Consider the following 25,409-nt stretch of genomic DNA (forward strand, 5'->3'; position numbering starts at 1 on the left):
AACTTTTTAAATCTGCACTCATTGAGAGATTGAAATTAGATACAAGCATTAAATTATATAACGTTTGAAACTAAAAATATGTTTTATCTCATTTTGCTTGAATGTTAATGGATGAACTTAAGCTCAACACTTAGATTTATATTTGAAGCATGCTGCCATTATCTTGTATACATATAAGTTCTCACAAATCGTGAATGAAATAGTATACTTCGCTAGAATCTTTATCCCTGATACTTTGCATTTATGAAAAATAGCTTTCGCTCTAATGTAATTTTTAAAGCCTGTAGTGTTGCTACATTAAGTTTATTCATGAGTGCTTGTGGTGACTCATCATGGTGGAACACACAAGATAAAACGATTGATGCAGAACAAATCTCAAAACTCATTCCTGGCCGCGTTAATAATCGTGGTTCATGGGCCGAGGATATTTATAAAATAACCGAGCAACTCGGTATACCCCAAACGAAAGAAAATGTGTGTACCATTATTGCTGTAGTCGATCAAGAATCTAATTTTGTTGCAGATCCCCATGTACCCGGACTAGGTGCCAAAGCAGTTAAAGAAATTGAAGATCGTTTAGATGAAAAATTTAAAGATAAATTAGGAGATAGTATCGGAGGCACCGTTGCGGGGTATTTCCAAGAAGTCTTAAAAAATCAACCAACACCTGAAGACAATTATCTAAAACAAATGCGAAAAGTTTCCACCGAACGAGAATTAGATGAATTGTATCGTGAGATTTTTGCTCACATGGCAAAACACTACCATGTCAGTGCACTCACTGGTGCAGCTAAACTCGTTGGTCAAGATATTGGTGAAAAACTAAATCCCATTACCACTTTAGGCTCTATGCAAGTTCATATTAGCTATGCAAAAGATCATAAGCGCCAAGGTGGAAGTATCGCAGATCTAAGATCAGACCTTTATAGTCAATATGGCGGACTCTATTATGGTATTCACCGCCTGATGATGTATCCAGCAGATTATGATCAACCCATATATCGCTTTGCAGACTACAATTCAGGCATGTATTCAAGTCGTAACGCCGCTTTCCAAAGCATGCTCAATGAATTAACAGCAGCGGAGTTAACGCTTGATGGAGACTTATTACTGTACAATAAAAATGGCAATCCAAAAGCTGAAAAGAGTCAATCTGAACAAGAACTTATCAATGTATTTGCCGCAAATAATGTATTTATTACACCTCGTCAAATTCGAGCTGATTTAAAGAAAGAAAAAGAGAAAAAGTTTGAAGATACGCAAACCTATAAAGCTGTGACTGAGCTTTACGAAAAGAAAATTGGAAAAGAAAAATTTTATGCCATTATGCCTGAAGTGGTTATTTCAGGTCCTAAGCTTAGTCGCGACTACAATACCAACTGGTTTGCTACGCGAGTTAACGGTCGATATCAAACATGTATGCAGAAAGCAAAAAGAATCAAAACCTAGCGTTATTTGATTTTGATGGAACACTGTGTGAAAAAGATAGTTTTACGAGCTTTATCTTTTACGCCTTATCAAAACGACATATTGTTAAGCAAGGACTAAAAACCCTGCCTTGGATTCAAGCCTATTTTTTAAATATTTACCCCGCGCATGCAATGCGCCCTAAGCTATTCAAGGCAATGTTTGCTGGATTCTATAAATCTGATGCTGACTCGATTGCACTTGAATACGCCTATTCATTACAACAACATTTAAACTCACCCATTTATGAACAACTGATAAAGCATCAACTCCGTGGTGACCGCATTGCGATTGTCTCTGCATCGATTGATATTTATTTAAAACCCATTTCTCAGATTTTAAATGTAGATTTGATTTGTACTGAAACTGAAGTGCTCAATCAGTTTTATACGGGTCATTATTCCTCTCCTGATTGTAGTGGCGAAGAAAAAAGAAAGCGCATACTCAAGCAATATGATGTAGACCAATTTCAATCAATTTATGCTTATGGAAATTCTTATGAGGATCAAGCGATGTTGGATATGGCTGATTATCCTTATATGGTCGGATCATCTCATCAATTACCCGATATTGACCCAACAAAAAAAGCTCGCCTAAGCGAGCTTTTTTTTAATAAGAAATTAATAGATTGCCATATGATTGCGATGGATCATTTCTAATGAACGTGCTTCACCTAAAACTTGGTGTACCTTATCTGAGGGTAAGCCTTTGACAATTTCAGCGCTACGTGAACTAAAGTTGACACGACCAACTGCGACGCGATGCCGTTGCTGATCCACACACTCCACCACATCACCACGCTCGAAATGCCCTTCAACTGCTTTCACACCTACAGGCAATAAACTCCGATGATTTTCTTTGATCGCTTTCACAGCACCATCATCAATCACCAATCGCCCTGCAGTTTGCAAATGCGCAGCTAACCATTGTTGGTGAGCAGTGATTCGATCATTATCAGTGATAAACAACGTACCTAGCATTTCACCCGACATTAATCGAGTTAACACATGATTACTGTCTCCACTGGCAATCAGTGTAGGACATCCTGATTTCGCAGCTAAACGAGCAGCACGTACTTTGGTCAGCATTCCACCTCGACCAAACTTACCACCACCACCTGCCATATCAAACAAACTTTCATCTAATGCGCGAACTGTATGAAACAACTTCGCATTAGGATTTGAGCGAGGATCTGAATCAAACATCCCCTCTTGGTCTGTCAAAATAATCAATAAATCAGCATGAACTTGGCCTGCAACCATTGCAGCTAAAGTATCATTGTCTCCGAATCGAATCTCATCAGTAGATACAGTGTCATTTTCATTAATCACTGGAATCACTTTCCAATCGATTAAATGTTGTAAAGCATCACAAGAATTCAAATAACGGCGACGGTCAGCCAAGTCATCATGAGTCAATAAAACTTGGGCAGATTGAATATTGTGATTCAACAATACACTTGACCAAGTTTGTATCAGCCCCATTTGACCAATGGCAGCACAAGCTTGAAGACTGGGTAGATCCGTGGGTCGATTCTCAAGTTTCATTCGAACCATACCTTCAGCCACAGCACCGGAAGACACGAGAATAATCTCATGCCCTGCATTGTGTAGATCTGCAATTTGCCCCGCCCAATGCGAGATTGCATCTATATCTAAACCTTTTCCGTTTGCTGTGAGTAAAGATGATCCGATTTTAACAACGATTCTTTTGCAACCCTTGAGCTGACGTTGCCCATCTACCACTTCTATCATCTTGTCCTCTGTCTCTTATATAAAGAGATTAACGTACGTAGTACACTTCCATTTCGCCATCATCTTCATCATCGTCAAAATCGTCATCCTCTTGACTGGCAAGACGTTGTTTACGACGCATTTCACGATAAGCCTCTTTAGCGGCAATGGTTTGTTCACGTGTTTCAGCTTCAAGCTGATCACGGAATGCTTGCATTTCTGCTGCATACTCTGGATCTTCAACTTCGCGTTCGCGTTGTTGTTCAATTTGATCCATTAAATAATAAACGACTTCTTTGGTTCCCTCAGACATCAAGCCTGAAGTCTTAAATACTGGACCATCCCATTTCAACTCTTCAAGGATGTGATTACACCACTCATCTCTTGAGTCTTCAGGCAACTGATCTACTTTATTTAAAACCAACACCACTGGGAGTTTTGACAATGTTGGAGAGAACTTTAAAAGTTCATTTAAAATTGCCTTAGCATTATAAGCTGGATCTGATCCATCAATCGGCTGTACATCTACGATATGTAGAAGAATACGAGTACGCGCCAAATGTTTTAAGAAGCGAATACCAAGACCTGCACCTTCTGCAGCACCTTCGATCAAACCTGGAATATCAGCCATTACAAATGAACGGTGACGATCTGCATCTACAACACCAAGATTAGGTACCATAGTTGTAAATGGGTAATCTGCTACTTTTGGTTTTGCTGCAGAGACAGCACGAATAAATGTTGATTTGCCCGCATTTGGCATACCTAATAAGCCAACATCTGCCAAAACTTTCAGCTCTAGGCGAATTTCGCGGAACTCACCTTTGTTACCATGTGTACATTTACGTGGAGCACGGTTCGTTGATGACTTAAAGTGAGTGTTACCTAAACCACCGTCACCACCTTGAGCAACAAGAACACGTTGACCATTTTCAATTAAATCACCAATGATGTCGCCAGACTCAGTATCTACAATTGTTGTTCCTACTGGAACATATAGTGTTACGGATTCACCACCGCGACCTGCACAGTTTGCGCCAGCACCATTTTTACCACGTTCAGCACGAAATCTACGGGTATAACGATAATCTACAAGCGTACTGGTGTTGTCATCAGCTTGAATATATACGCTGCCACCACGACCACCATCACCACCATCTGGACCACCAAATGGTACGAATTTTTCACGGCGAAAACTGGCTACGCCATTGCCACCGTCGCCAGCCTCTACGGTAATGACTGCTTCATCAACAAAGCGCATAATGCCAATCCTCTAAAAACTTTAAAACCGCCTATTCTGCCATATTTTAAAGTATTTCTCGACTATATTTATGCAGGTTGAGAATAAGTTAGCGACTTTTTTCATAAATTGAGTCTTTAATATTTTGGTGTATCACTGCAATAAATTTGATTTATTCATTACTCATTGTTTTATCAAATGACATCATTGGTTTTATTTATTTCTTAAACCACAAGATAATGCCTATAGTGCATTAAATTGCACTCTAAGATTTTGACATGGATCGCTCTGCTACCCCTTTATCCTCACAATTCGTGCTTATTATGGCTTTGGCCTGTGGTGTCTGTGCAGGTTCAGCCTATTTCAATCAACCACTGATTTATTCAATCGAAAGAAGTTTAGAAATTTCGACCAGCCAAGCTGGATTTACCGTAGTTATCGCTCAAGTGGGTTATATGCTCGGACTCATGCTTTTGGTACCCCTTGGAGATTTTTTTAATAAACGAAAACTCATTGTGAGTTTAATGATATTTGCGGCAATTTCGCAGATCCTTTTGTCTTTCAGCTCAGATATTAGCACTTTATATATCTTTACCCTTTGTGCAACATTTGGAGCCATATCAGCACAAGTATTAATTCCATTTGCTTCTTCCATTAGCCCACCGGAATTAAGCTCGGCAGTTGTAGGTAAACTCATGAGCGGATTGGTCATGGGGATTATTTTATCTAGGACATTTGCCGGCTTTGTTTCAACTTATTGGTCTTGGGAAGGCGTTTATTTCATTAGTGGTATTTTGACTTTATGTTTTGCATGTTTAATGTGGAAAAAACTCCCCAACACTCAACCTGCTTCGCATTTACAAGTCACCGATATTTACAAATCACTTTGGAGCATCGCAAAGCATAATCCGCATCTCATACGCCGTGCCTGCGCGGGTGCCCTAGGATTTGGCATTCTCTCAATGGTGTTTACATCGATGACTTTTGTTTTAGGGAGTGCCCCATATCAATTTACTGATTTTCAAATTGGTCTATTTGGTCTGTTAGGTATTATCGGAATTTACTCCTCGAGTTGGTCTGGTAAAACAGTTGGCAAAGGGAAAGAAGAATTTGTCGCTCAATTATGTATCACCTTGATGCTGTTCTCTTGTATTCCATTATATTTCGCGCAACAGAACATCTTCATTTATGCACTTGGCGTATTGATGAGCTATTTTGGTCTCACTGCATTTCATGTTTTAAATCAAAATCTAGTCTATCGTATTGATGGTCAAGCACGCTCACGAATTAATGCTGTCTATATGACCATTTATTTTTCAGGCGCTGCATTAGGTTCTTTAGGTGCTGTCTATGCTTGGGAACATTATGCATGGATTGGTTGCATTGCTTTGGGGCTGTTTTTCTCAATTTTAATTTTATGTATTGATCGTTATGATTTTAAGATCATGAAAACCATATAAACATCTCGCTCAGTACACACTTTAAACTGAGCGATAACGAAATGATGAAATATAACTATCGCGTAATAAGTGCCTTATTTTCCAAAATCTCGGGTAAATTTCGCTCAATCCAATGGATCAACTCATTTAATTTCATCGCTGCATTTGAACCCAATACAGTGAGTTGATACTCCACCTTTGGAGGAACTACTGGATAAACAGTGCGCAAAATAAAACCATCTTTTTCTAAGGTTTTTAGTGTCTGAGCCAACATTTTTTCGCTCACCCCCTCAATTCTTTGTTTTAGCTCACTAAAACGATGCACACCATCACTCAAGCAACTTAGGACGAGTACTGACCATTTACTGGTCAGATGCTCCAAAATTTCACGAGAAGGACATTCACTGGATAAAACTTGACCTAATAAATCACTATGCGCATATGTATTCATCATTTTTCTCTTAACAGTTAATAACTTACTTTTAGGTACGTACTTTCATTAAGTAAGTTAACAGATTAATATGCCTGCATCAAGTTTATTTTTTAGCCACAATGAGAGGAAATTAAAATGAAAATTGCGATTACAGGTGCAACTGGTGAATTAGGTCGTTTAGTTGTTCAAGAACTTAAAAAACTTCATAGCGAGCATGAAATTATTGCTTTGGTTCGCAACCCAGAAAAAGCTAAAATTTTATTTTCTGAAGATATTCAAGTACGAAAATTTGATTATGATCAGCCAAATGATCTCGCAAATTCCCTTCAGGATGTTGATAAACTTCTGCTCATTTCTGCCAATGAAATTGGTCGTCGTACTCCACAACACAAGGCTGTTATTGATGCTGCGATTCAAGCTAGAGTTCCTCACTTAATCTATACCAGCTTACTGAATGCAGATCACTCTCCGCTTGGCTTAGCCAATGAACATCGAGAAACAGAAAAACTAATACGAGAAAGTTCTATTACCTACACCTTCTTAAGAAATAATTGGTATAGCGAAAACTATTTATCTGCACTCACCCATCAAATCGAAACAGGCATGGTATACGGAGCTGCTCAAGATGGTTTGATTAGTTCAGCTTCTCGTTTGGATTATGCCACTGCTGCAGCTCAAATATTAACTGATGAATCACCTCAACATTTGAACAAAATTTACGAGCTTGCTGGTAGCGAAAGCTTTAGCTTAAATGATTTTGCGACCCTACTTTCTGAGTTTTCACAACAGCCTGTGAAATATCAAAACTTATCTCCAGAAGATTATCGTCAAGGATTAATTCAAGCTGGTTTACCACTAGGTCTCATTGACGTCATTGTAGATGCAGATCTTCACACCGCCCATGGTGCGATGTACAGTGAACGCAAAGATCTTGAACATTTAATTGGTCGAAAAACTACATCGATTCGTGAAAGCATTCAGCAAGCACTGAATGCTTAGAGAATAGACTCCCCTTAAAGGGGAGTTTTTACTTTTTAATATTGCGCAGAGGTAAATCCAAGTTCATATCTAAATTTGCTTTTGTTTCACGCTCCAAGTTGTACATTGTTGCTCTAAAACTAGATACATCCTTCATCAAAATTGGATCATTTAAATGCAATACAGGTTTGAAAACATGATCAATATCCACATCAAGCTGCTCATGCAAATCTAAATACACAGGACCATCAAAATCAATCGTAATCGGAACCTGATAAGTACGCTTTAAATGAAATGGAACTTCAAGCTGAATAGGCAAATCTAAATTTAACGGAAATTTAGGTAAAAATCGTGTTTTATATACCAAATCTGTTGTTGCACTAATGGGAATCGTTTGATCGATTTTTACTTTCGTTTGATAATCCACACTCACAGAAACAGGGACTTCGACTTTAAACTTGAGATTGGTTTTGTATTTACCCTGCAAATCTAAATCAATATTTTCCTGTACTTTAATTTCTGTATTTAATGCGCCAATCGCTTGTACCTCAAGATAATTCCCAACATCAATTTTGGTCGGCAATGATTCTGACAACTGTACACTTGCATTCTTCGCACTGACTTGAACAGATGCTTGAATATTGAGATATAGCCAAAAACCTACGGCGACAATGCTTGCCACGATAATAAATAAGAGCGAACCATATCCCACTATTTTTTTAGCACTCATGCTTCTCGAGCTCACTGGGCTTTCACCGATTCAGCAGATTGATCATCCTTCTGAACTTTAATGAGTGATGCTGCTTCCCCTTTTTGATTTTTTTGTAATGTTAAGGTATTGAGTGGGATAACCAACTCACCTTTTTGTATTTTTATTGGCAAAGTATTTTGTACTTCGACTGAAGCCTCTAACGCAGTTTTAATTGGTGCATTCAAGTGACCTTGTACTGGTATATCCACATCTAAATCCGTTTTTAATGGGATGCGTAGATTCTCTTTTAAATCAGCTTGAACAGGTGCTTGAAATTTCAAGTGAACCATTTGATCTAAGGGAACATCCATTTCAACAGGTACATCAAGTTTAATTGGAATCGCCCCTTTCAATGGCAATGTAATATCTTTGCCCAAAATGCGAACCTTAACTTTAGTATCTACTGCTAAATTTTGATCCACAATCAAATTTTCACGGACTGGAATAACCGTTTTAATTGGTACTTGATTGTCGAAATGAACCATAGGATTCAATGTCTGTTGTACAGGAATAGAAAGATTTTCACGTATAGGAATGGTCGTTTTCACGCGACCTGTCACATTTACATCCAAAGCATCATGGATTTGAACTTTCGCTTGCAATGGCTCCTGAAGATCAATATTCACGGCTTGATCTTCTAGTGGAATGTAAATTTTAAAATGTTGAAAAACCCATAAGGCAATTGCTATACCACTCGCGGCAGCCAAAGCAATCAGCACGAAGCCAATGACAAGATATTTAATGCGCAAAAATATAATCCTTTAACACTTATTTTTTTAATCACCTGCTCACAATCCATATTTTATGTGAACAAATACGCAATTTTTCAATATTAAACCACTTATTTTGAAGAAACCATATTGCTCTAAAGTCTTAATTACGTAAATTTAGGCAAATAAAAAAGAGCCTCGAAAGAGGCTCTTTTTATGCTTTACAAATTATGCATTTGTTTCAGCAGGTACTTTTGGATAGCTTACGCCACCCATTTGTTCAGCAATACGCAGAACTTGGCAGCTATAACCTACTTCGTTGTCGTACCATACATATGCTGTTAAACGGTTACCAGACGTAATTGTTGCTTGCGCATCAAAAACACCTGCAGTGCGTGAACCGATAAAGTCAGATGATACAACTTCAGTAGAATTTGTATAACCAATTTGACCTTGAAGATTAGAGTTGATAGAAATTTGACGAATATATTCGTTCACTTCATCACGATCAACTTCTTTATCTAGAGTCAGGTTAAGGATTGCTAAAGACACGTTAGGTGTTGGAACACGTACAGAGTTACCAGTTAATTTGCCTTTAAGCGCTGGAAGTGCTTTAGCAACTGCTTTAGCAGCACCCGTTTCAGTGATCACCATGTTCAACGTTGCAGCACGGCCACGACGGTCAGCTTTATGATAGTTGTCGATCAAGTTTTGGTCGTTCGTGAACGAGTGAACTGTTTCGACGTGACCATTAATCACTGTATATTTGTCATGAAGTACTTTCAACGTCGGTGTGATCGCGTTAGTAGTACAGCTTGCAGCAGAGATGATTGTGTCTTCATCAAGAATGTCAGCTTGGTTTACACCAAACACAACGTTCTTCATCTCACCTTTACCAGGTGCAGTTAAGATCACACGTGCAGCGCCTGGGCATTTAAGGTGCTGAGCAAGACCTTCAGAATCACGCCATTTACCAGTGTTATCAATCACCAATGCATTTTCAATACCATATGCAGTGTAATCCACTTCTGATGGGTTAGATGCATAGATCACTTTGATGAATTGACCATTCGCAATAATTGCTTCGTTTTCTTCATCTACAGAAATCGTACCTGCAAATGGACCATGAATAGAGTCACGACGAAGTAAAGAAGCACGTTTCTCTAAATCACCATCAGATGATTTACGAACAACAATCGCTTTAAGGTTTAGACCACGACCAAGACCAGACTGACCAATCATAAGACGTGCAAGGATACGACCAATACGACCAAAACCATAAAGCACAACATCTTTATGCTCAACAGATGCAGCATTGCCTTGTAGTGATTTAACAGCGTCAGCAACGAATGCATCTACATCGCCACCTTTTGCTTTAAATTCTACAGCGAGTTTGCCTAAATCGATTTCAGCTGTACCGATATTTTGTACTTTAACCAATGCTTCAAGGATTGGGAAAGTATCTACAGCAGAAAGTTCAACATCTAAAACACGTGTACGACGGTGAGCTTTAAGAATTTGGATAACCGAGCGGTTAATTAAAGAGCGACCGTATACTGTAGCTACGATGTTTTTTTCACGGTATAACTGACCAACAAGGGCAATCATACGTTCCGCGAGTTCTTCACGGTTTTTCCAGCGACCTTGGTGCTCTGCATGTAGGGCAACGATAGTGTCTTTGCTCACAGATACGTCCTCTAATTAATTGTAAATCTAAGCATAAATTTCAAAACCCCACAATTGTAAAGGAATTAACTCAGAGTTGAAATGAAAACTCGGTTTATTTTTTACTAAAGCAATTTTCTCTTTATAAAAAATATATTTTAGCCATTGAATTACAAGATAATTTTTTGGGTAAATGATTTCATTTAGATATCAAATACTGATCATTAAGCCTACAAATCCAATTTCGTCACTGAGTTGCAGTCAGTTCAACTAAATAAAGGGGAAGCCGAAATATCCTGACTCAACATCATATTTAAATCTTCTAAATTAAAATCTTCTAAGTTTTCTGGGAGTTTGACCAATACTGGAAGCTTAGTTAAACCATTTTGCCCCGAAGGGAATGCATAATGTCGCTCAAAATCACTTGTAGCTGAAAAACTTTCAAATTCAATAAATATACTATATTTACGGTAGTTCTTAGGCACACTTAAAATATCTAGATAAGCCTGCTTTTTGATTTTCACCATGGCCAATGAAGTTTGTTGAAGTTCTTTTTCTAACTTTTCTCCAGCCACCATTCTTTTTAAAAATGAGCCTTGCACTTCAGCATAGTCTCGTTTCAAACGCATCGTATGTGACAGCATTTCTCGGTAATCTTGTATATGTTGGCTTAAATCTTCTTGTAATACATTTAAAGGTTTCTTGGAGCGCTCATGCATGACTCCTCGCTCATACATATTCAATGGTACAAATATTTCATCTTTACGCTTTTCAAGTAATTTTAAATAGGCTAACAACTTGTATTCAAACAACTGAACTGAGGAATTAAAAAATAATGAAGGCTGTTGTTTAAAATCTTTATAATTGGCCAGAATATCTGAAAATATGCGATGCACACTTTTAAACAGATGCTCATATTCTTCAATATGTGATAAATGCTGTTCTAAAGCCACCACAAGAGGTTGTAGCAATTCGACAGTCAATACTTGCTCTATCTTACGTAAATGCTGTTTGGCTACAAAATCACTATTACTTCCAGCCATTCCTAAATTTTGTGTCAAAAGCGGTAATATCTTCTGTTCAGCAACATCTTCAAATTCATGCACAATTTGAATGACATCTTTATGCACTTGATGCTGAATAGTAACCATCATCTGCACGTGTTCCATAAACTGTTTGATATACCCCTCTTCATTGTAACGGCGCATATCCAGAACTAACCCATTGAGATAAATTTGTTGGTTGTATTCCATTCGATCTTCAAATAAAAAACGGCGGATCGAAAATGGATTTTGTTCAAACTGACTGGTTGGTGCGATGACGAATAGAAATTCAGAGGTTTTAACAATATCAAAGTGTCGAATGGACTGTTCTTTCAGCAACCATTGTGCAAAAAAAGGATGCTCCATGATCGATGAGCTTCTAGGTAGAAGCGGTTTAAACCAATACCCCAGTAATTGTTGCTTAATAAATACTTCTATCATAAAGCTCTTAATCTGAGCTGAAGTTAACTGGCGAGCTCCAACTGGTGTTTCAAGATTTAATTCACGAATTAACTTAGCAACATCTTGCAAAAAAACCCGACGCATTAGCATTTTTTCGCGTTGTAATTTTAAATTATCCTCAACAGCAATCTGGTCAATTTGATACAGCGCATTTTCCAAATAGTCCGCCACTTGTACGCAATCCGTCATCTCCTTCAACCATTGGATAGATTGACATAACTTTGCTGCAATGGAGCGCATTCTTTCACTAGAAAAACTGTGCTTTAAAATTCCCAGCGACGTCGTGACTTTATATTCGAACGTGTTATTCACACGATTCCAAAATATATCTTTAGGTTTGAGAATTTGACGATCAATTTCTTCGCGAACATCACTATCAGAATGTTGAAATATACGCTCTAAGAGTCTTTGCCAGTTTAAATCCAGACTAGGCTCCATCTGTAATAATGCTGCTCTTGTTTGGTACTGAATCATGATTGTTAAATTAGAATTATTATTGATTTAACAAATTTATCACATTTTTATGTTTTAGTTAATTGTGTCACAAATATTTTTAAAGAATAAGTAATTATTCTTATCATTCAGTCAAAAACTCTTATGTATAACTCATCCTTATGTAATGATATGAAACTTAGTGCTCATCTTTTTGGGCTAGACGCGATTGTAGTTTCTTATGTTGATATTGAAGTAACTTTTCAGTTCTTCTTTGACGATAGAGATAAATTGCACCTTCCAAAATAAGGAGCAATACAGCAAACCAAATTGGAATATAAGTCAACCATTCTCCTGCTTCCACGCGTTCACCCATTGCTATTGATGCTCCTGCCAACAAAATTGGCTCTAAATAACTCAATAACCCAAAAATCACAAATGGAAGATATCTGCTCGCCAAGATGTAACTTCCAAGCCCTAAGGCGCTTAAGCAACCTAGACCTAGTACGGCTAAAATGAGATATTTAAACTCAATAATCAGGGGCAATGTGTTTGAATAAAAAAATGCTAGAAAAATAGCAACTGGAATCACCAGCAATAAATCCCACCAGAATCCACCTAAATGATCTGTTCCAAATTTTCTTCTTAAAAAAAAGTAGATCGGATAAGCCACAGCAACATACATGGTCTCCCATGCCACAGTACCGATGCGCCAGATTTCATGGCTGACACCAAGAATTGCAAAAAACACTGCTGCAATTTGCCACTTTGAGAGCTTTTCTTTGTAAAGAACGCAACCAAAGAGAACCATCACCAGAGGCAACAAAAAATATCCTAAAGAAACCTCAAGCCCCCGACCATTGATTGGTCCCCACAAAAATAACCAGAGTTGAGTTGTACACAAAAATGAACTGATCAAGAGCCAAATTAAAATAGATGGTTGTTTGCAAATTTTATTATAAATTTCTCGAACATATTTTAGATCACCCGACCACCACATAAACAGCGTTAAAAAAGGTAATGTTGCTAACATTCGCCAAGCAAAGGTCTGCTCGCTGTCTAGTGGTCTAAGAAAATACGTATAAAAATATAGCACCCCAAATGTCACTGATGCCATAACTGACAATGCTATACCTTTTAACATATCTGAACCTAAATTTTACCAAACGATATTATAGCTATAATTCATATCAATAGATGTCGAAGCATAAAAAAACCACGCTTTAGCGTGGTTCTCATCATTTTCAACATTATTTTGTTGAACCAGGTTGTTGACCCGTTTGCTTTGTACGTATCACATCACTTAAGTCATAACCAACAGATTTAGCATAATCAAGATACTCATTCACGACTGCTTGATCAGGATTATGCGTGCGAGAAAGTACCCACATATACTTACGTTTAGGCTCACCCACGAGTACAGTTTGATAATCCTCATCCAGTTTCAGCACCCAGTAGTCGCCACGACCAACTGGTAACCATCGAATAGCACTCGGCAAGAAACTGACTTTCAATTTTGTATTAAATGGCTGATTTTGTACAAATGCCTCACCCACTGACTGGGTAACTTTACCGTCAGCGGTAAAACAACGGTTATCAACAGTCACATTACCATTTTCATTTAATGTATATGTCGCAGTCACATCACGATCACACTTGTTTTGGAAATAAAGTGGCTTACGTGCTACTTCATACCAAACACCTAAGTATTTATCGAGTTCAACTTTTTCAACAGTATTGAGTGGCTTGTCCTGAGCATAAACCATCGTTGCTGCCCCTAAACCAACCAATAAGGCACCACCCAATACAATCTTGCTAACATTGAAACCAGCAGATGGGAGACTCTTGATCATCTAAATAACCCCTATTTATTGAATTTGTTTGTGAGTATTCATTTACTCTTCAACAATAACGGTTATTTTTCGGCTTAATGTTACGTTATGTGATGATTTTACAGTGTTTTCTGTAAATTAAATCACTGAATTAACTGTGCTTTTAAACGCACGATCTCATCACGGAAACGCGCTGCTTGCTCAAACTGAAGCTCTTTCGAAGCTTTGAGCATTTCCTTCTCTAATTTAGCCAAATGTTTTGCCAATAGTTTTGGATCGGAAACTATATGGCGCTCATCCGCACTTAATGCACGTGCTTGTCCCGATACTCTCTCATCAATTGACTCATCGTCATACTCTTCACCAGTATCAATTTCTTTGATGACTTGGCGGACTGCTGAACGCGGAGTGATGCCATGTTCTAAGTTAAAATTAATTTGTTTGGTACGGCGACGCTCCGTTTCATCAATTGCTTTTTGCATTGAATCCGTAATCCGATCTGCATATAAAATAGCCTTTCCTTCAACATTTCGAGCAGCACGACCAATGGTTTGGATAAGTGAACGTTCTGAGCGTAAAAAGCCTTCTTTATCGGCATCTAAAATTGCGACTAAAGATACCTCAGGCATGTCTAAACCTTCACGGAGTAAGTTAATTCCAATCAATGCATCGTAGACACCTGTTCGTAATTCATGAATGATCTTCACACGTTCAACAGTATCGATATCAGAGTGCAGATAAGCCACTTTGATCCCGTACTCTTTTAAATATGAAGTCAAATCTTCAGCCATGCGTTTGGTTAACGTTGTGACCAAGACACGTTCATTTTTATCTTTACGTTGATTAATCTCCGAAAGGACATCGTCCACCTGAGTCAATACTGGACGAATCTCAATAACGGGGTCAATCAAACCTGTTGGACGCACCACCTGCTCGGCAATTTGTTCTGATTTTTCTAATTCATAATTGGCAGGCGTCGCACTGACATAAATTGTAGTAGGAATAATACGTTCCCACTCTTCAAACTTCATTGGTCGATTATCCAATGCACTTGGCAAGCGGAAACCATAATTCACTAGATTTTCTTTACGTGATCGATCGCCTTTATACATCGCACCAATTTGAGGAACCGTAACATGCGATTCATCAATAATAAGTAATGCATCCTCAGGCAGGTAGTCGAAAAGCGTTGGCGGGGCCTCTCCAGCTGGTCGACCTGATAAATGTCTCGAGTAATTCTCAATACCATTGGTATAACCAAGCTGTTGCATCATCTCAAGGTCATATCGAGTACGCTGTTCAATACGTTGAGCTTCAAGCAATTTATCTTCAGCTCTGAAATATGCCAAGCGCTCTTTGAGTTCTTCACGAATCGTTTCGATCGCACGCTGTAAGTTATCTTTAGGCGTCACATAGTGACTTTTTGGATAAATCGTGATTCGTGGGACTTTACGAATCATTTTTCCAGTCAAAGGATCAAACCAGCGGATCGAATCCACTTCATCATCAAATAGCTCAATCCGCACTGCATTTTGTTCTGACTCTGCGGGGAAAATATCAAGAATTTCTCCACGAATTCGATAAGTACCTCGTAAAAATTCGAGTTCATTACGCGTATATTGCATTTCTACCAATCGACGAATCAACTCATCACGGCTGACTCGATCACCTGTCACAATATGTAAGAGCATATTCATATAGGCGTTAGGATCACCTAAACCATAAATGGCGGACACCGAAGCAACGATAATGGCATCCTTACGCTCAAGCAAAGCACGCGTTGCGGACAACCGCATCTGATCGATGTGATCATTAATAGCAGAATCCTTTTCAATAAAAGTATCAGATGACGGTACGTATGCTTCTGGCTGATAGTAGTCGTAATAACTTACAAAATACTCAACAGCATTATGTGGAAAAAAAGCTTTAAATTCTCCATAGAGTTGAGCCGCAAGGGTTTTGTTGTGTGCCATTACAATAGTAGGACGTTGTAATTGCATAATCACATTCGCCATCGTATAGGTCTTACCAGAGCCTGTTACCCCTAATAGCAATTGATCCTTAAAACCTTGTTGTACTCCTTTAACAAGTTTCTCAATCGCTTGAGGTTGATCACCTGCAGGCTCGTAATTAGTTACTAATTCAAATGGACGACTGTCACTCACTCGATAATTCTCGCTATACAGATGATGAAAATATGCAATAACACTGGTAATGCATGGCTTGCTTGCTCAAATCTTTATGATTTACTCATCTGATGATGAGGGTGAAAACCATAAATTCAATCAATTTTACTTGACCCTTACAGCAATCAATTGCACCATGAACTTAAATTGCATGTTGATGTAAAAAACTATGACTTACCAATATCACGATGAAACGATTATCAACAGTTTAAATGAAGATACAGTATTTGTATTTGGTAGTAATTTAGCAGGCACTCATGCAGGTGGTGCTGCAAAAATTGCACTTCAACATTTCGGTGCGATTAAAGGTGCTGGCCGCGGATGGGCTGGACAGAGCTATGCAATACCCACCATGAATGAGCATTTGCAACAAATGCCTCTATCCCAGATTGAACACTACATCAATGATTTTAAGATCTATACAAAAAACCACCCCAAGATAAAGTATTTTATTACAGCCGTTGGTTGTGGTGTAGCAGGTTACAAAGTTGCTGAAATAGCCCCCATGTTCAAAGGTATATCAAAAAATGTGATTTTCCCGATTTCGTTTAAACCTTTCGTTGAACGAACCTTTCCTAAATTAAACCAACCTTTATTATATGCCATTTTTTCTTCCGAACTACTGTTCGCGGATTCTTTAGAAACGGCATTTGAGCAACTTAATTTAAATGAATCTGAAAAGAAACTAGCCAATATTTTGATTGAAACGCCGATGTTCCCCGTGGATAGTAATGGACGTGAACGCATATTTGAAATCGAAGATATCCTCTATCATCTAAAAGATCAAACCTTCCAATATGAACCGAAGTCCGATCGTGCATTCATGATGGGTGGTGTGGTATTGGCTTTACTTGAACTCTACCAAATTAATGAACAAGATTTTGTTGATGTTTGGCAAGGGCTTAAGTCAATTTCTGCGCCAAAACCTGAGCATCGAGCAAAAAAATCAGTTTAATAAGATGTTGATTTTATAAGATTCATTCACTTATATTGTATAAATGAATGAATTTTAAACACCAAGGCTCGCATCTATGGATCATTTAGATCTGACCATCTTTGATTTATCTCCAATTGCGATGTGGCTACAAGACTTCAGCGGTGTTAAACAAATTTTCGAACAATGGACTGCTGAAGGTATTGAAGATATTGAAGCATATTTGATGGAGGATCACAGTCGTCTCCACCTTTGCTTGAGTACGATTCATACCTTACGTGTTAACCAAAGTACGCTTAAACTGTATGAAGCAAAAAACTTAGAAGAAATTTTAGAAAGTTTTCAGAAGTTCCTTCATCCTGAAGTCAGCACTTTCCAAATCCAATTTTTTGTATCACTTTGGAAGAATACTGAACATCATATTCCAGTGATTAATTATACGACCAATGGAAAGCGTTTAGATGTTCAATTACGCGGTATGAAATTAAAAGGTTATGAGGATAATTGGAAATGCCTACTCATGACCACCGAAGATATTTCCCAATATCAAAAAGCACGTCATTTTGCCGAATCTTTATTTACTTATAATCCAACAGCACTATGGATCATGGATTTTAGCCAAATTAAAAAAAGATTTGAGCTGCTCCGTTTGCAAAACATTGAGAATTTAGACCAACACATTCATCAACATCCAGAATTTGTTGTGGAATGCTTTGAGCAAATAAATTTCATTGATGTCAATGAAGCGGCGCTCAAACTTTTTGCTGTGAAAGATAAATCTCAATTTTTACATCATTCTCATGATTTATTTGATATTAAACGTTTGGAAAATTTTAAAAGCCAGTTACTACAATTGTGGAATCATGAAGAATATCAACAGCGAGAAAGTAGTTTCTACAACGCGAATGGAGAACAAATCTTCGTTTTAGAACAGTTAAATATTTTTCCACATAATTTAGATGATTGGGCGGTGATACAAGTCGCCCTTACAGATATCACTGAGCGAAAAAAATTAGAAAATCACTTACATTATTTGGGTCAACATGACATTTTAACTGATTTACATAACAGAACTTATTTTAATGAAGAAATTGAACGGATTGAGCAACTTGATCTCTATCCAGTGTCTTGTATTTACATTGACATGAACGGTTTAAAAATCATCAATGATCAGTTCGGACATGATGTCGGTGATCAGTATCTAAAAAACTTTGCCGAAATTCTTCAATTTGTCACTCACAAAAAAGATTTTTCAATTTCTAGAATAGGTGGCGATGAATTTGTATTATTGATGCCTCATGCCGATGTTGAGCAAGTTAAAATCCTTGTTCATGATCTTGAAACTCAAATACATCAACATAATCTAGATCACCCTCATCTTTCTATCAGCGTTTCACTCGGACATGCCACAAGACTTCAAGGCGAAACCTTAGAAGATATGTTACGCCGTGCAGATAAATGCATGTATATTAACAAGCATCATTTTTATCAAAATAAAAATCTAACGAATTGAGAATAGGATTTAGATCAACGTTAGCTTAGCTTAAAAAAGTGTCTTAAATCACGTAAATAATAAAAAATTTGAATTTTATATCAAAATAATTTAGTGCTATATTATCCACAATTTATTGTTTTAAAAGAAAAGTTCAAGGATAGTTATGGAGATACTTGATTCATCAATTTTTGATTTATCTCCTATCCCAATGTGGTTGGAAGATTTTAGTGCCATTCAAACCATCTTTAACCAATGGCGTGGTGATGGGGTCACTGATTTAGCTTTACATCTTCAGCAAAATCCAGATCTTGTGACTTTATGCGCACATCAAATTAAGATTGTTAAAGTAAATCAAAAAACACTCGATCTTTTTGAAGCACAAAGCCTTAAACATCTCACCCAAAATTTAAGCACCATTTTCCAACATCAAATGTTTGATGCACATGTAGCGGAATTAGTTGCACTTTGGAAGGGTGAATTAGAGTTTACAAGTACAACCACTAATTTCACCTTGAGTGGTCAACCCTTAGACATAAAACTGCGAGCTGTCGTTTTACCTGGTTCAGAACAAAGTTTAGACCGTATTTTGCTTACTACAGAAGATATTAGTGGTTATATGCAAGCTCGGCGTTTAGAAGAAAAAAATCGTCGATTAGCTGAAGCAAGATTTAGTTATTCACCCACATCATTATGGGTTGAAGACTTTAGTCGCATTAAATTAAGACTCGATCATCTTAAATCAATTGGTATTGATGATTTCATAACTTTTTTAGATGTGCATCAAGATTTCGTACAACAATGCATTGAAGACATTGTATTACTAGACGTCAACCAAGCAACATTGGATTTGTTCAAGGCATCGACGAAATCAGATTTATTTCAAAATCTAAAAAAAGTTTTCTCGAAAGAAATGCATCAAACTTTTAAGGAACAATTGATCGAACTATGGAATGGGAAAATTCATCATAGTCGTGAAGCGATCAATTATGCTTTGGATGGTTCAATTCGCTATGTTTTACTTCAATTCACTGTGTTTCCAGGTTATGAAGAAGATTGGGGGCTTGTACAACTTGCCCTAACGGACATTACAGCGCGAAAAAAAGCTGAGAGCTATTTAGAATATTTAGGTAAACACGACGTTTTAACAAAACTCAAAAATCGTTCGTTCTACACTGAAGAAATCCATCGATTGGAACGCGCACTTATTCGTCCAGTATCTGCAATTTTTCTAGATATGAATGGCCTTAAACCCATTAATGATCAATTTGGTCATGATGCAGGTGATGAGATTTTACGCAGAATGGGTAATATCTTAAGTAGAACGATTCACAATACCAGTTATACAGCCTCTCGAATTGGAGGTGATGAATTTGTTATCTTGATGCAAGGTGCAAATGAAACTACCGTTCAGTCGACGATTTTGACCATTCAAGAATTATTGAATATCGATAATCAATATTATTCTAACCATATCATCAGTGCATCAATGGGATTTGCTACAAGCCTTGAGAATGAAACAATTGAAGATATGTTAAAGCGTGCAGATCAATCCATGTATGATCATAAGAGACAATACTACAAATATTTATCCAATAAAAATCAATAGCTTATAATATTTATATTTTTAGATCATACATTTTATTTGCTTTTGAAACACTAGTCATTGCACTGGTGTTTTTTTGAAAAAAATCAATCTTATTCTCTTCTCATATAAGCTTTACTATATTTTTCATTAAATTATGACAAAAAATTCATGATCTTGTCTAACAAAAGCAATTGATTTTAAATTAATAAAATGTGATTCTCATCACACTTTAATCACGAACAATGATTAAAAACACTTTATTTTTATAAGAGACTATAACAATGGCTTTGTTCAATTATAAATCATTCGATTACTTACCTAACTTCAAATTAAGTTCAGTTCTCTCAATTCCAGCTCAACTCGTTGGTAATGGTCTAATCGCTGCCACCAATGCTGTGAATACTGTTCTTGATGTAGTTTCTCCTATTGGTTTAGCAGGCAATGCTTTACTTGGCAAACCTTTCGAAGCAGTGCACGAACTTGGTGATAAAATTATTGATGCAGCTTCAGATGCAGTGAATTCAGTGGGTAAAGCACTTGGTGCAACCATCGAACCGAATGACACTCATCATAAAAATGAGTGGGAAGACAAAGAACTCAGCTTAGATAATATTTTAAGCCTTCCTGGGGATTTAATTGGAAACACCATTATTGGTGCAACCAATATTGCCAATGATATTCTTGATGCTGCTGCACCGATTGCTATTGCAGGAAATGCGCTTATCCCTGGTTTTGATGTTGTTCATAAAGCAGGTGATACGATTATTGATGCTGTCTCTGATGTGGCTCATGACATTGGCTCAGCGATTGGCGGGACTATTGAACCTAAAGATACGCATTATGATAATGAATGGTCTCAAGAGCTTCCATCAGCTACTGAAAACCTAAAATCAATTGTGAATACAGTTGCAAATCAAGTTGAAAATGCACTTGAACCTATTTTCGATTATGTTCCTGATTTCAAATTTAGCTCAGTACTTTCTATTCCAGCTCAGTTACTAGGTAATGGTTTAGTCACCACAGCAAATTTAGTCAATACAGTTTTAGATGTGGCTTCTCCTATTGGCCTAGCAGGTAATGCTCTACTTGGTAAACCATTTGAAGTTGTTCATGAGTTAGGTGACCGTATTATCGATGCAGCATCGAATTTACTCAGTGGTGCTGGTGAAGCCCTCGGCTCAAATGTAGAAGCAAAAGATACACACCACAAAAATGAATGGAAAGATGGCGAACTTAGCCTTGATTCAATTTTAAAAATTCCAAGTGAGCTGGTTGGTAATTTGATTATCGGCAAAGATGGCATCGTGAATGATTTATTAGATAGCGTTGCGCCATTGGTTAAAGTTGGTGATAAATTCATTCCTGGTTTCGAAGAAATTCATAAAGCCGGTGATGCGATTATCCATCAAATTTCAGACATCATCGTAAATATTGGTAAGGATATCGGTGCCACTCTTCCACCTTCAGACTCACATTTTGATCGAGAATGGGGTCAACCAAAACAACCAGATCAATCTAATCCATCAGATGACGGTCGTCCTAAATTCTACAAAATTGACAATCAATTCAGTTACCGCGTAAGTGAATCTGCATTTAAACAAGTTCAAGAACTATATAACAAGTTTATCTCAACTGGTTCTTTACAAGGTAAAAACTTCTGGCGCCCTATTTATACCGTGATCAAAGAAGATTTAGCATCAAACGATGCAGTGGATCAAGGTACTAAAAACTGGTTAAAAGTTGCTGAAGCTGTTGCAGCAGCTGATCCTCAGAACTTCCTTTATCAATATGTTCGTTTAGGAACAGGTAAATCACTTGCAGATAAAGGCATCTATATTACGGATGAACAATTCTGGCAAGCATCAAATGTATTGATCAAAACTTTAGCTGACAATTTCTTGAATGGCGTGAAAAATGCTGATGGCGAGACTGTTGTTCCAGCAGGATATTTACCAAGCTCTGATGGTAAGTTTGGATTGGTACTTATGGACGCAACGCAAGCTCTTGAAAACTTGGGTGGTGAGCTAGGTGATTGGACAGGTATCACACCATTAAGTATTCTTGATCACTATTTAGGTGTAGATACTTCACAATTGAACGGTGGTGATAGCCGTCCGTTTACTTGGTATTTAGAGCTATTAGGTGATGTGGTTAAAGCGAACTTAAAAGCTGGTGCGAGTATCTTTGATGTTGTGAATCAAATCGTGACTGAGGGCTTAAACTTCGTTGGACAATTCATCAAAGGTGAAGTACTTGACGATGGCTTCTCTTCACGTGATCAACTTGTTAATACATTGACTCAACTTGCTTATGCATATGCAGGTGATTTGGCTGGCTCTGTAGCAGTAGCGACAAACTTATTTAACCCTAATACCAACATTATCAGCACTTACTCTGTTTTCGGACGCACCTTAAACGGTAAAGATGGTAATGACATCATTAAAGGCGGTGTCGGCAACGATACGCTTGTAGGTGGTAAAGGTGATGACTTGCTCTTTGGTGGTTGGGGCAATGACATTCTAAAAGGTGGTGAAGGCATCAATGTCCTCGTAGGTGGTCGTGGTGACGATACCTATTATGTACAATCAAAATATGACTTCGTACTTGAACACAACTATGAAGGTACAGACACTGTCATTAGTTCTGCAGATCAGTATCAATTAACCGAAAATGTTGAAAACCTTACGCTGATCAATCCAATCAAAGAACTTTTGATTGCTGGATCAGAAATTCAACAAAGTGGTACGGGTAACCAATCTGACAACATTATCACAGGTAGCAAATTCGTAAATAACGAATTAAAAGGCCTCGCTGGAGATGACACCTTAATCGCAAATGGTGGCCTGATTAACATCTTAAATGGTGGTATTGGTAACGATAAATTGTATGGCGATCTTGGTAACGAGACATACTATTTTGATCAAGGCTTTGGAGTAGATACAATCTATGAAAAAGGTGGTCAAGATACCATTCAATTTGGTGCTGGTATCTCAATTGATGATTTACTCGTTCAAGACTCTGGGAATGATCGTATCATCAAACTTAAAGATTCTGCTGATCAAATCACTATTAAAGATTGGGCAAAAGGTGAAGCTCATCAAGTTGAATCAATCGTATTTAAAGACGGTTCTACATTCAACTTACTGACTCTAGATCAAAACTTAAGTTACGTGTAATTCTTCCCCGCAAAAAAATAGGTGCTTAAAGCACCTATTTTTTATCTTTTACCCATTGAGCGACGTGTACCACGTGGAGGCATCCATGTGCGATCAGCATAGCGCTGAGGCTTTGGACGTAGATCTTCAATTTCTTCATCAGCTTGCTTTGCGTCATTCACTTGCTTGATAGGAAATGGAAGATTCACTACAGGCTTCTTTTTAGGAAAATTTTCCGAACTCATTTGAGACTACTCATTTCAATCTAACGCTATTGTACGGAAATTTGTTTTTTTATGCGACCCACGTTGTTTAATGTGGATATGTATCATTGCATTAAAATTCGATGAATTTCGTGATTTTTTGCTAATTTGCCTAGATATTGGACGACTAAAACATTCAATTTAAGCTAAGATAGTGTGCTTTTTATTTTTTAATCCCTATAAGAAGGAATACTGCCGTGGACGTACGTCTCTCTGATCGTGTCAATGCCATCAAACCGTCCCCAACGCTTGCTGTGACCAATAAAGCTGCAGAACTTAAAGCTGCTGGTAAAAACGTTATTGGTTTAGGTGCAGGTGAACCGGATTTCGATACACCACAACACATCAAAGATGCAGCAATTGCAGCGATTAACAACGGTTTCACTAAATACACCGCAGTTGACGGTACGCCAGGTCTTAAAAAAGCAATTATCGCTAAATTAAAACGTGATAATAACCTTGATTATGCTGCTAACCAGATTCTCGTTTCTTGTGGCGGTAAGCAATCATTCTTTAACCTTGCGCTTGCATTGTTAAATAAAGGCGATGAAGTAATCATCCCTGCTCCATTCTGGGTAAGCTATCCAGATATGGTGATCATCGCAGAAGGTGTGCCAGTTATTGTTAAATGTGGTGAAGAACAACGTTTCAAAATCACACCAGCTCAATTAGAAGCTGCAATTACTGATAAAACTCGCCTAGTTGTTTTAAACAGCCCTTCTAACCCAACAGGTATGATTTATACCAAAGAAGAATTAGAAGCATTAGCTGAAGTTCTTCGTAAATATCCTGAAGTATATGTTGCTTCTGATGATATGTACGAACCAATTCGTTGGGACGACGAGTTTTATAACATTGCTACAGTTGCACCAGATCTTTACGATCGCGTAATCGTTCTCAACGGTGTATCTAAAGCATATGCAATGACAGGTTGGCGTATTGGCTATGCAGCTGGTCCTGCTAAATTAATCGGCGCAATGAAGAAAATTCAATCACAATCTACTTCTAACCCAACTTCAATTTCGCAAGTTGCGGCAGAAGCTGCATTGAATGGTCCTCAAGATGTACTTAAACCAATGATTGAAGCTTTCAAACGCCGTCATGATTTAGTTGTTAATGGCTTGAATGATATCAAAGGCATTACATGCTTACCTGCTGACGGTGCATTCTATGCTTATGCAAACATTCGTCCATTGATCCGTGCAAAAGGTTTAAAATCTTGCACAGAATTCTCTGCATGGTTATTGGAAGAAACTGGTGTTGCGGTTGTTCCTGGTGATGCATTCGGTTTAGGCGGTTATATGCGTATTTCATATGCAACAGCAGATGAAGTATTGGTTGATGCGCTTGCACGTATCAAAAAAGCAGCTGACTCAATCGAAGGCGTAGATGCAGCAATTGCTTCTATCGCAGCTGAAAAATAATCTGATAAATTAATCAGATCAAAAACCCGCGATTTTCGCGGGTTTTTTTATTAAATCTAAACACCTTCATGCACCTACATAACCCAATACGCAACATAAAACCTTTTGGTTAATACGCTCGCTCACTGAAGCGAAAAAAATGTGCTTTTAGGATTGGATAAAAGTCAGAGATTTTTTAAAAA

At 37.7% G+C, this 25,409-nt stretch carries 20 protein-coding genes; 9 read left to right on the forward strand and 11 right to left on the reverse strand.

Features of this window, described 5'->3' with window-relative positions; translation table 11 throughout:
- The first annotated feature begins 243 nt into the window (after positions 1-243).
- Together CL42_RS04160 and CL42_RS04165 are read left to right on the forward strand one after the other, a co-directional pair.
- The gene (locus CL42_RS04160) at positions 244-1,449 is read left to right on the forward strand and encodes a DUF1615 domain-containing protein (protein WP_035265483.1); all 1,206 of its coding nucleotides are present in this window, start codon (positions 244-246) and stop codon (positions 1,447-1,449) included.
- On the forward strand, positions 1,416-2,126 hold the full coding sequence (locus CL42_RS04165; protein WP_051586519.1) for an HAD-IB family hydrolase: 711 nt from the start codon (positions 1,416-1,418) through the stop codon (positions 2,124-2,126). The genes CL42_RS04160 and CL42_RS04165 overlap by 34 nt, the downstream gene beginning before the upstream one ends.
- Here the strand turns inward: CL42_RS04165 and proB are convergent.
- Together proB and cgtA are read right to left on the reverse strand one after the other, a co-directional pair.
- A complete protein-coding gene (gene proB / locus CL42_RS04170) occupies positions 2,088-3,221 on the reverse strand; it encodes a glutamate 5-kinase (RefSeq protein WP_035265485.1) in 1,134 nt (377 codons plus the stop codon). The two genes, CL42_RS04165 and proB, sit on opposite strands and share 39 nt — an antisense overlap.
- A 28-nt stretch (positions 3,222-3,249) precedes the next feature.
- Positions 3,250-4,461: an Obg family GTPase CgtA gene (gene cgtA, locus CL42_RS04175; protein WP_035265487.1), complete on the reverse strand. Its 1,212-nt coding sequence runs from the start codon at positions 4,459-4,461 to the stop codon at positions 3,250-3,252.
- Between the two features lie 257 nt (positions 4,462-4,718).
- Between cgtA and CL42_RS04180 the strand changes: the two genes are divergently transcribed.
- A complete protein-coding gene (locus tag CL42_RS04180) occupies positions 4,719-5,900 on the forward strand; it encodes an MFS transporter (RefSeq protein WP_035265489.1) in 1,182 nt (393 codons plus the stop codon).
- Positions 5,901-5,955: 55 nt separating this feature from the next.
- Here the strand turns inward: CL42_RS04180 and CL42_RS04185 are convergent, their stop codons facing one another.
- Positions 5,956-6,330, reverse strand: coding sequence for a winged helix-turn-helix transcriptional regulator (locus CL42_RS04185; protein WP_035265491.1), 375 nt, complete (start codon positions 6,328-6,330; stop codon positions 5,956-5,958).
- A 117-nt stretch (positions 6,331-6,447) separates the two neighbouring features.
- Here CL42_RS04185 and CL42_RS04190 point away from each other — a divergent pair, with 117 nt between their 5' ends.
- Entirely contained in the window at positions 6,448-7,311 is an 864-nt protein-coding gene (locus CL42_RS04190; protein WP_035265493.1) for an SDR family oxidoreductase, read from the forward strand.
- 28 nt (positions 7,312-7,339) lie between these two features.
- On the opposite strand, the gene CL42_RS04195 is transcribed toward CL42_RS04190, so the two are convergent.
- The 7 genes from CL42_RS04195 to uvrB form a co-directional block, all read right to left on the reverse strand.
- Positions 7,340-8,020, reverse strand: a complete 681-nt coding sequence (locus CL42_RS04195) for a hypothetical protein (protein WP_035265494.1) — start codon at positions 8,018-8,020, stop codon at positions 7,340-7,342.
- 11 nt (positions 8,021-8,031) lie between these two features.
- On the reverse strand, positions 8,032-8,790 hold the full coding sequence (locus tag CL42_RS04200; RefSeq protein ID WP_035265495.1) for a hypothetical protein: 759 nt from the start codon (positions 8,788-8,790) through the stop codon (positions 8,032-8,034).
- A 189-nt stretch (positions 8,791-8,979) separates the two neighbouring features.
- Positions 8,980-10,437, reverse strand: coding sequence for a glyceraldehyde-3-phosphate dehydrogenase (locus CL42_RS04205; protein ID WP_035265496.1), 1,458 nt, complete (start codon positions 10,435-10,437; stop codon positions 8,980-8,982).
- A gap of 245 nt (positions 10,438-10,682) precedes the next feature.
- Positions 10,683-12,395 carry a hypothetical protein gene (locus tag CL42_RS04210; RefSeq protein WP_035265497.1) on the reverse strand — a complete coding sequence of 571 codons (1,713 nt, stop codon included), beginning with the start codon at positions 12,393-12,395 and terminating at the stop codon, positions 10,683-10,685.
- Positions 12,396-12,552: 157 nt separating this feature from the next.
- Entirely contained in the window at positions 12,553-13,497 is a 945-nt protein-coding gene (gene rarD, locus CL42_RS04215; protein WP_035265499.1) for an EamA family transporter RarD, read from the reverse strand.
- 106 nt (positions 13,498-13,603) lie between these two features.
- Entirely contained in the window at positions 13,604-14,206 is a 603-nt protein-coding gene (locus tag CL42_RS04220; RefSeq protein WP_035265500.1) for a lipocalin family protein, read from the reverse strand.
- 122 nt (positions 14,207-14,328) lie between these two features.
- Positions 14,329-16,350 carry an excinuclease ABC subunit UvrB gene (gene uvrB / locus CL42_RS04225; protein ID WP_035265502.1) on the reverse strand — a complete coding sequence of 674 codons (2,022 nt, stop codon included), beginning with the start codon at positions 16,348-16,350 and terminating at the stop codon, positions 14,329-14,331.
- Between the two features lie 190 nt (positions 16,351-16,540).
- On the opposite strand from uvrB, the gene CL42_RS04230 reads away from it, so the two are divergent.
- The 4 genes from CL42_RS04230 (at position 16,541) to CL42_RS04245 (ending at position 23,561) form a co-directional block, all read left to right on the forward strand.
- Positions 16,541-17,326, forward strand: coding sequence for a hypothetical protein (locus tag CL42_RS04230; RefSeq protein ID WP_035265504.1), 786 nt, complete (start codon positions 16,541-16,543; stop codon positions 17,324-17,326).
- Positions 17,327-17,402: 76 nt separating this feature from the next.
- A complete protein-coding gene (locus CL42_RS04235) occupies positions 17,403-18,818 on the forward strand; it encodes a sensor domain-containing diguanylate cyclase (protein ID WP_035265506.1) in 1,416 nt (471 codons plus the stop codon).
- A 145-nt stretch (positions 18,819-18,963) separates the two neighbouring features.
- Positions 18,964-20,406, forward strand: coding sequence for a sensor domain-containing diguanylate cyclase (locus CL42_RS04240; protein ID WP_035265508.1), 1,443 nt, complete (start codon positions 18,964-18,966; stop codon positions 20,404-20,406).
- A gap of 260 nt (positions 20,407-20,666) precedes the next feature.
- Positions 20,667-23,561: a calcium-binding protein gene (locus CL42_RS04245; RefSeq protein ID WP_081403234.1), complete on the forward strand. Its 2,895-nt coding sequence runs from the start codon at positions 20,667-20,669 to the stop codon at positions 23,559-23,561.
- Between the two features lie 41 nt (positions 23,562-23,602).
- Here the strand turns inward: CL42_RS04245 and CL42_RS04250 are convergent, their stop codons facing one another.
- Positions 23,603-23,785, reverse strand: a complete 183-nt coding sequence (locus CL42_RS04250; RefSeq protein ID WP_035265510.1) for a hypothetical protein — start codon at positions 23,783-23,785, stop codon at positions 23,603-23,605.
- 215 nt (positions 23,786-24,000) lie between these two features.
- On the opposite strand from CL42_RS04250, the gene CL42_RS04255 reads away from it, so the two are divergent.
- Entirely contained in the window at positions 24,001-25,227 is a 1,227-nt protein-coding gene (locus CL42_RS04255; RefSeq protein WP_035265512.1) for a pyridoxal phosphate-dependent aminotransferase, read from the forward strand.
- Positions 25,228-25,409 lie beyond the last annotated feature (182 nt).

It is taken from the genome of Acinetobacter sp. Ver3 (assembly GCF_000632455.1).
Classification (GTDB): Bacteria; Pseudomonadota; Gammaproteobacteria; order Pseudomonadales; family Moraxellaceae; genus Acinetobacter.

Excerpts from the sequence above, each read along its gene's own strand:
- CL42_RS04245 (WP_081403234.1), top strand. The coding sequence starts at position 20,667 with ATGGCTTTGTTCAATTATAAATCATTCGATTACTTACCTAACTTCAAA.
- CL42_RS04240 (WP_035265508.1), top strand. The coding sequence starts at position 18,964 with ATGGAGATACTTGATTCATCAATTTTTGATTTATCTCCTATCCCAATG.
- CL42_RS04160 (WP_035265483.1), top strand. The coding sequence starts at position 244 with ATGAAAAATAGCTTTCGCTCTAATGTAATTTTTAAAGCCTGTAGTGTT.
- CL42_RS04190 (WP_035265493.1), top strand. The coding sequence starts at position 6,448 with ATGAAAATTGCGATTACAGGTGCAACTGGTGAATTAGGTCGTTTAGTT.
- CL42_RS04195 (WP_035265494.1), bottom strand. The coding sequence starts at position 8,020 with ATGAGTGCTAAAAAAATAGTGGGATATGGTTCGCTCTTATTTATTATC.
- CL42_RS04220 (WP_035265500.1), bottom strand. The coding sequence starts at position 14,206 with ATGATCAAGAGTCTCCCATCTGCTGGTTTCAATGTTAGCAAGATTGTA.
- CL42_RS04210 (WP_035265497.1), bottom strand. The coding sequence starts at position 12,395 with ATGATTCAGTACCAAACAAGAGCAGCATTATTACAGATGGAGCCTAGT.
- CL42_RS04250 (WP_035265510.1), bottom strand. The coding sequence starts at position 23,785 with ATGAGTTCGGAAAATTTTCCTAAAAAGAAGCCTGTAGTGAATCTTCCA.
- CL42_RS04165 (WP_051586519.1), top strand. The coding sequence starts at position 1,416 with ATGTATGCAGAAAGCAAAAAGAATCAAAACCTAGCGTTATTTGATTTT.
- CL42_RS04180 (WP_035265489.1), top strand. The coding sequence starts at position 4,719 with ATGGATCGCTCTGCTACCCCTTTATCCTCACAATTCGTGCTTATTATG.
- rarD (WP_035265499.1), bottom strand. The coding sequence starts at position 13,497 with ATGTTAAAAGGTATAGCATTGTCAGTTATGGCATCAGTGACATTTGGG.
- CL42_RS04235 (WP_035265506.1), top strand. The coding sequence starts at position 17,403 with ATGGATCATTTAGATCTGACCATCTTTGATTTATCTCCAATTGCGATG.
- CL42_RS04230 (WP_035265504.1), top strand. The coding sequence starts at position 16,541 with ATGACTTACCAATATCACGATGAAACGATTATCAACAGTTTAAATGAA.
- CL42_RS04185 (WP_035265491.1), bottom strand. The coding sequence starts at position 6,330 with ATGAATACATATGCGCATAGTGATTTATTAGGTCAAGTTTTATCCAGT.
- cgtA (WP_035265487.1), bottom strand. The coding sequence starts at position 4,461 with ATGCGCTTTGTTGATGAAGCAGTCATTACCGTAGAGGCTGGCGACGGT.
- proB (WP_035265485.1), bottom strand. The coding sequence starts at position 3,221 with ATGATAGAAGTGGTAGATGGGCAACGTCAGCTCAAGGGTTGCAAAAGA.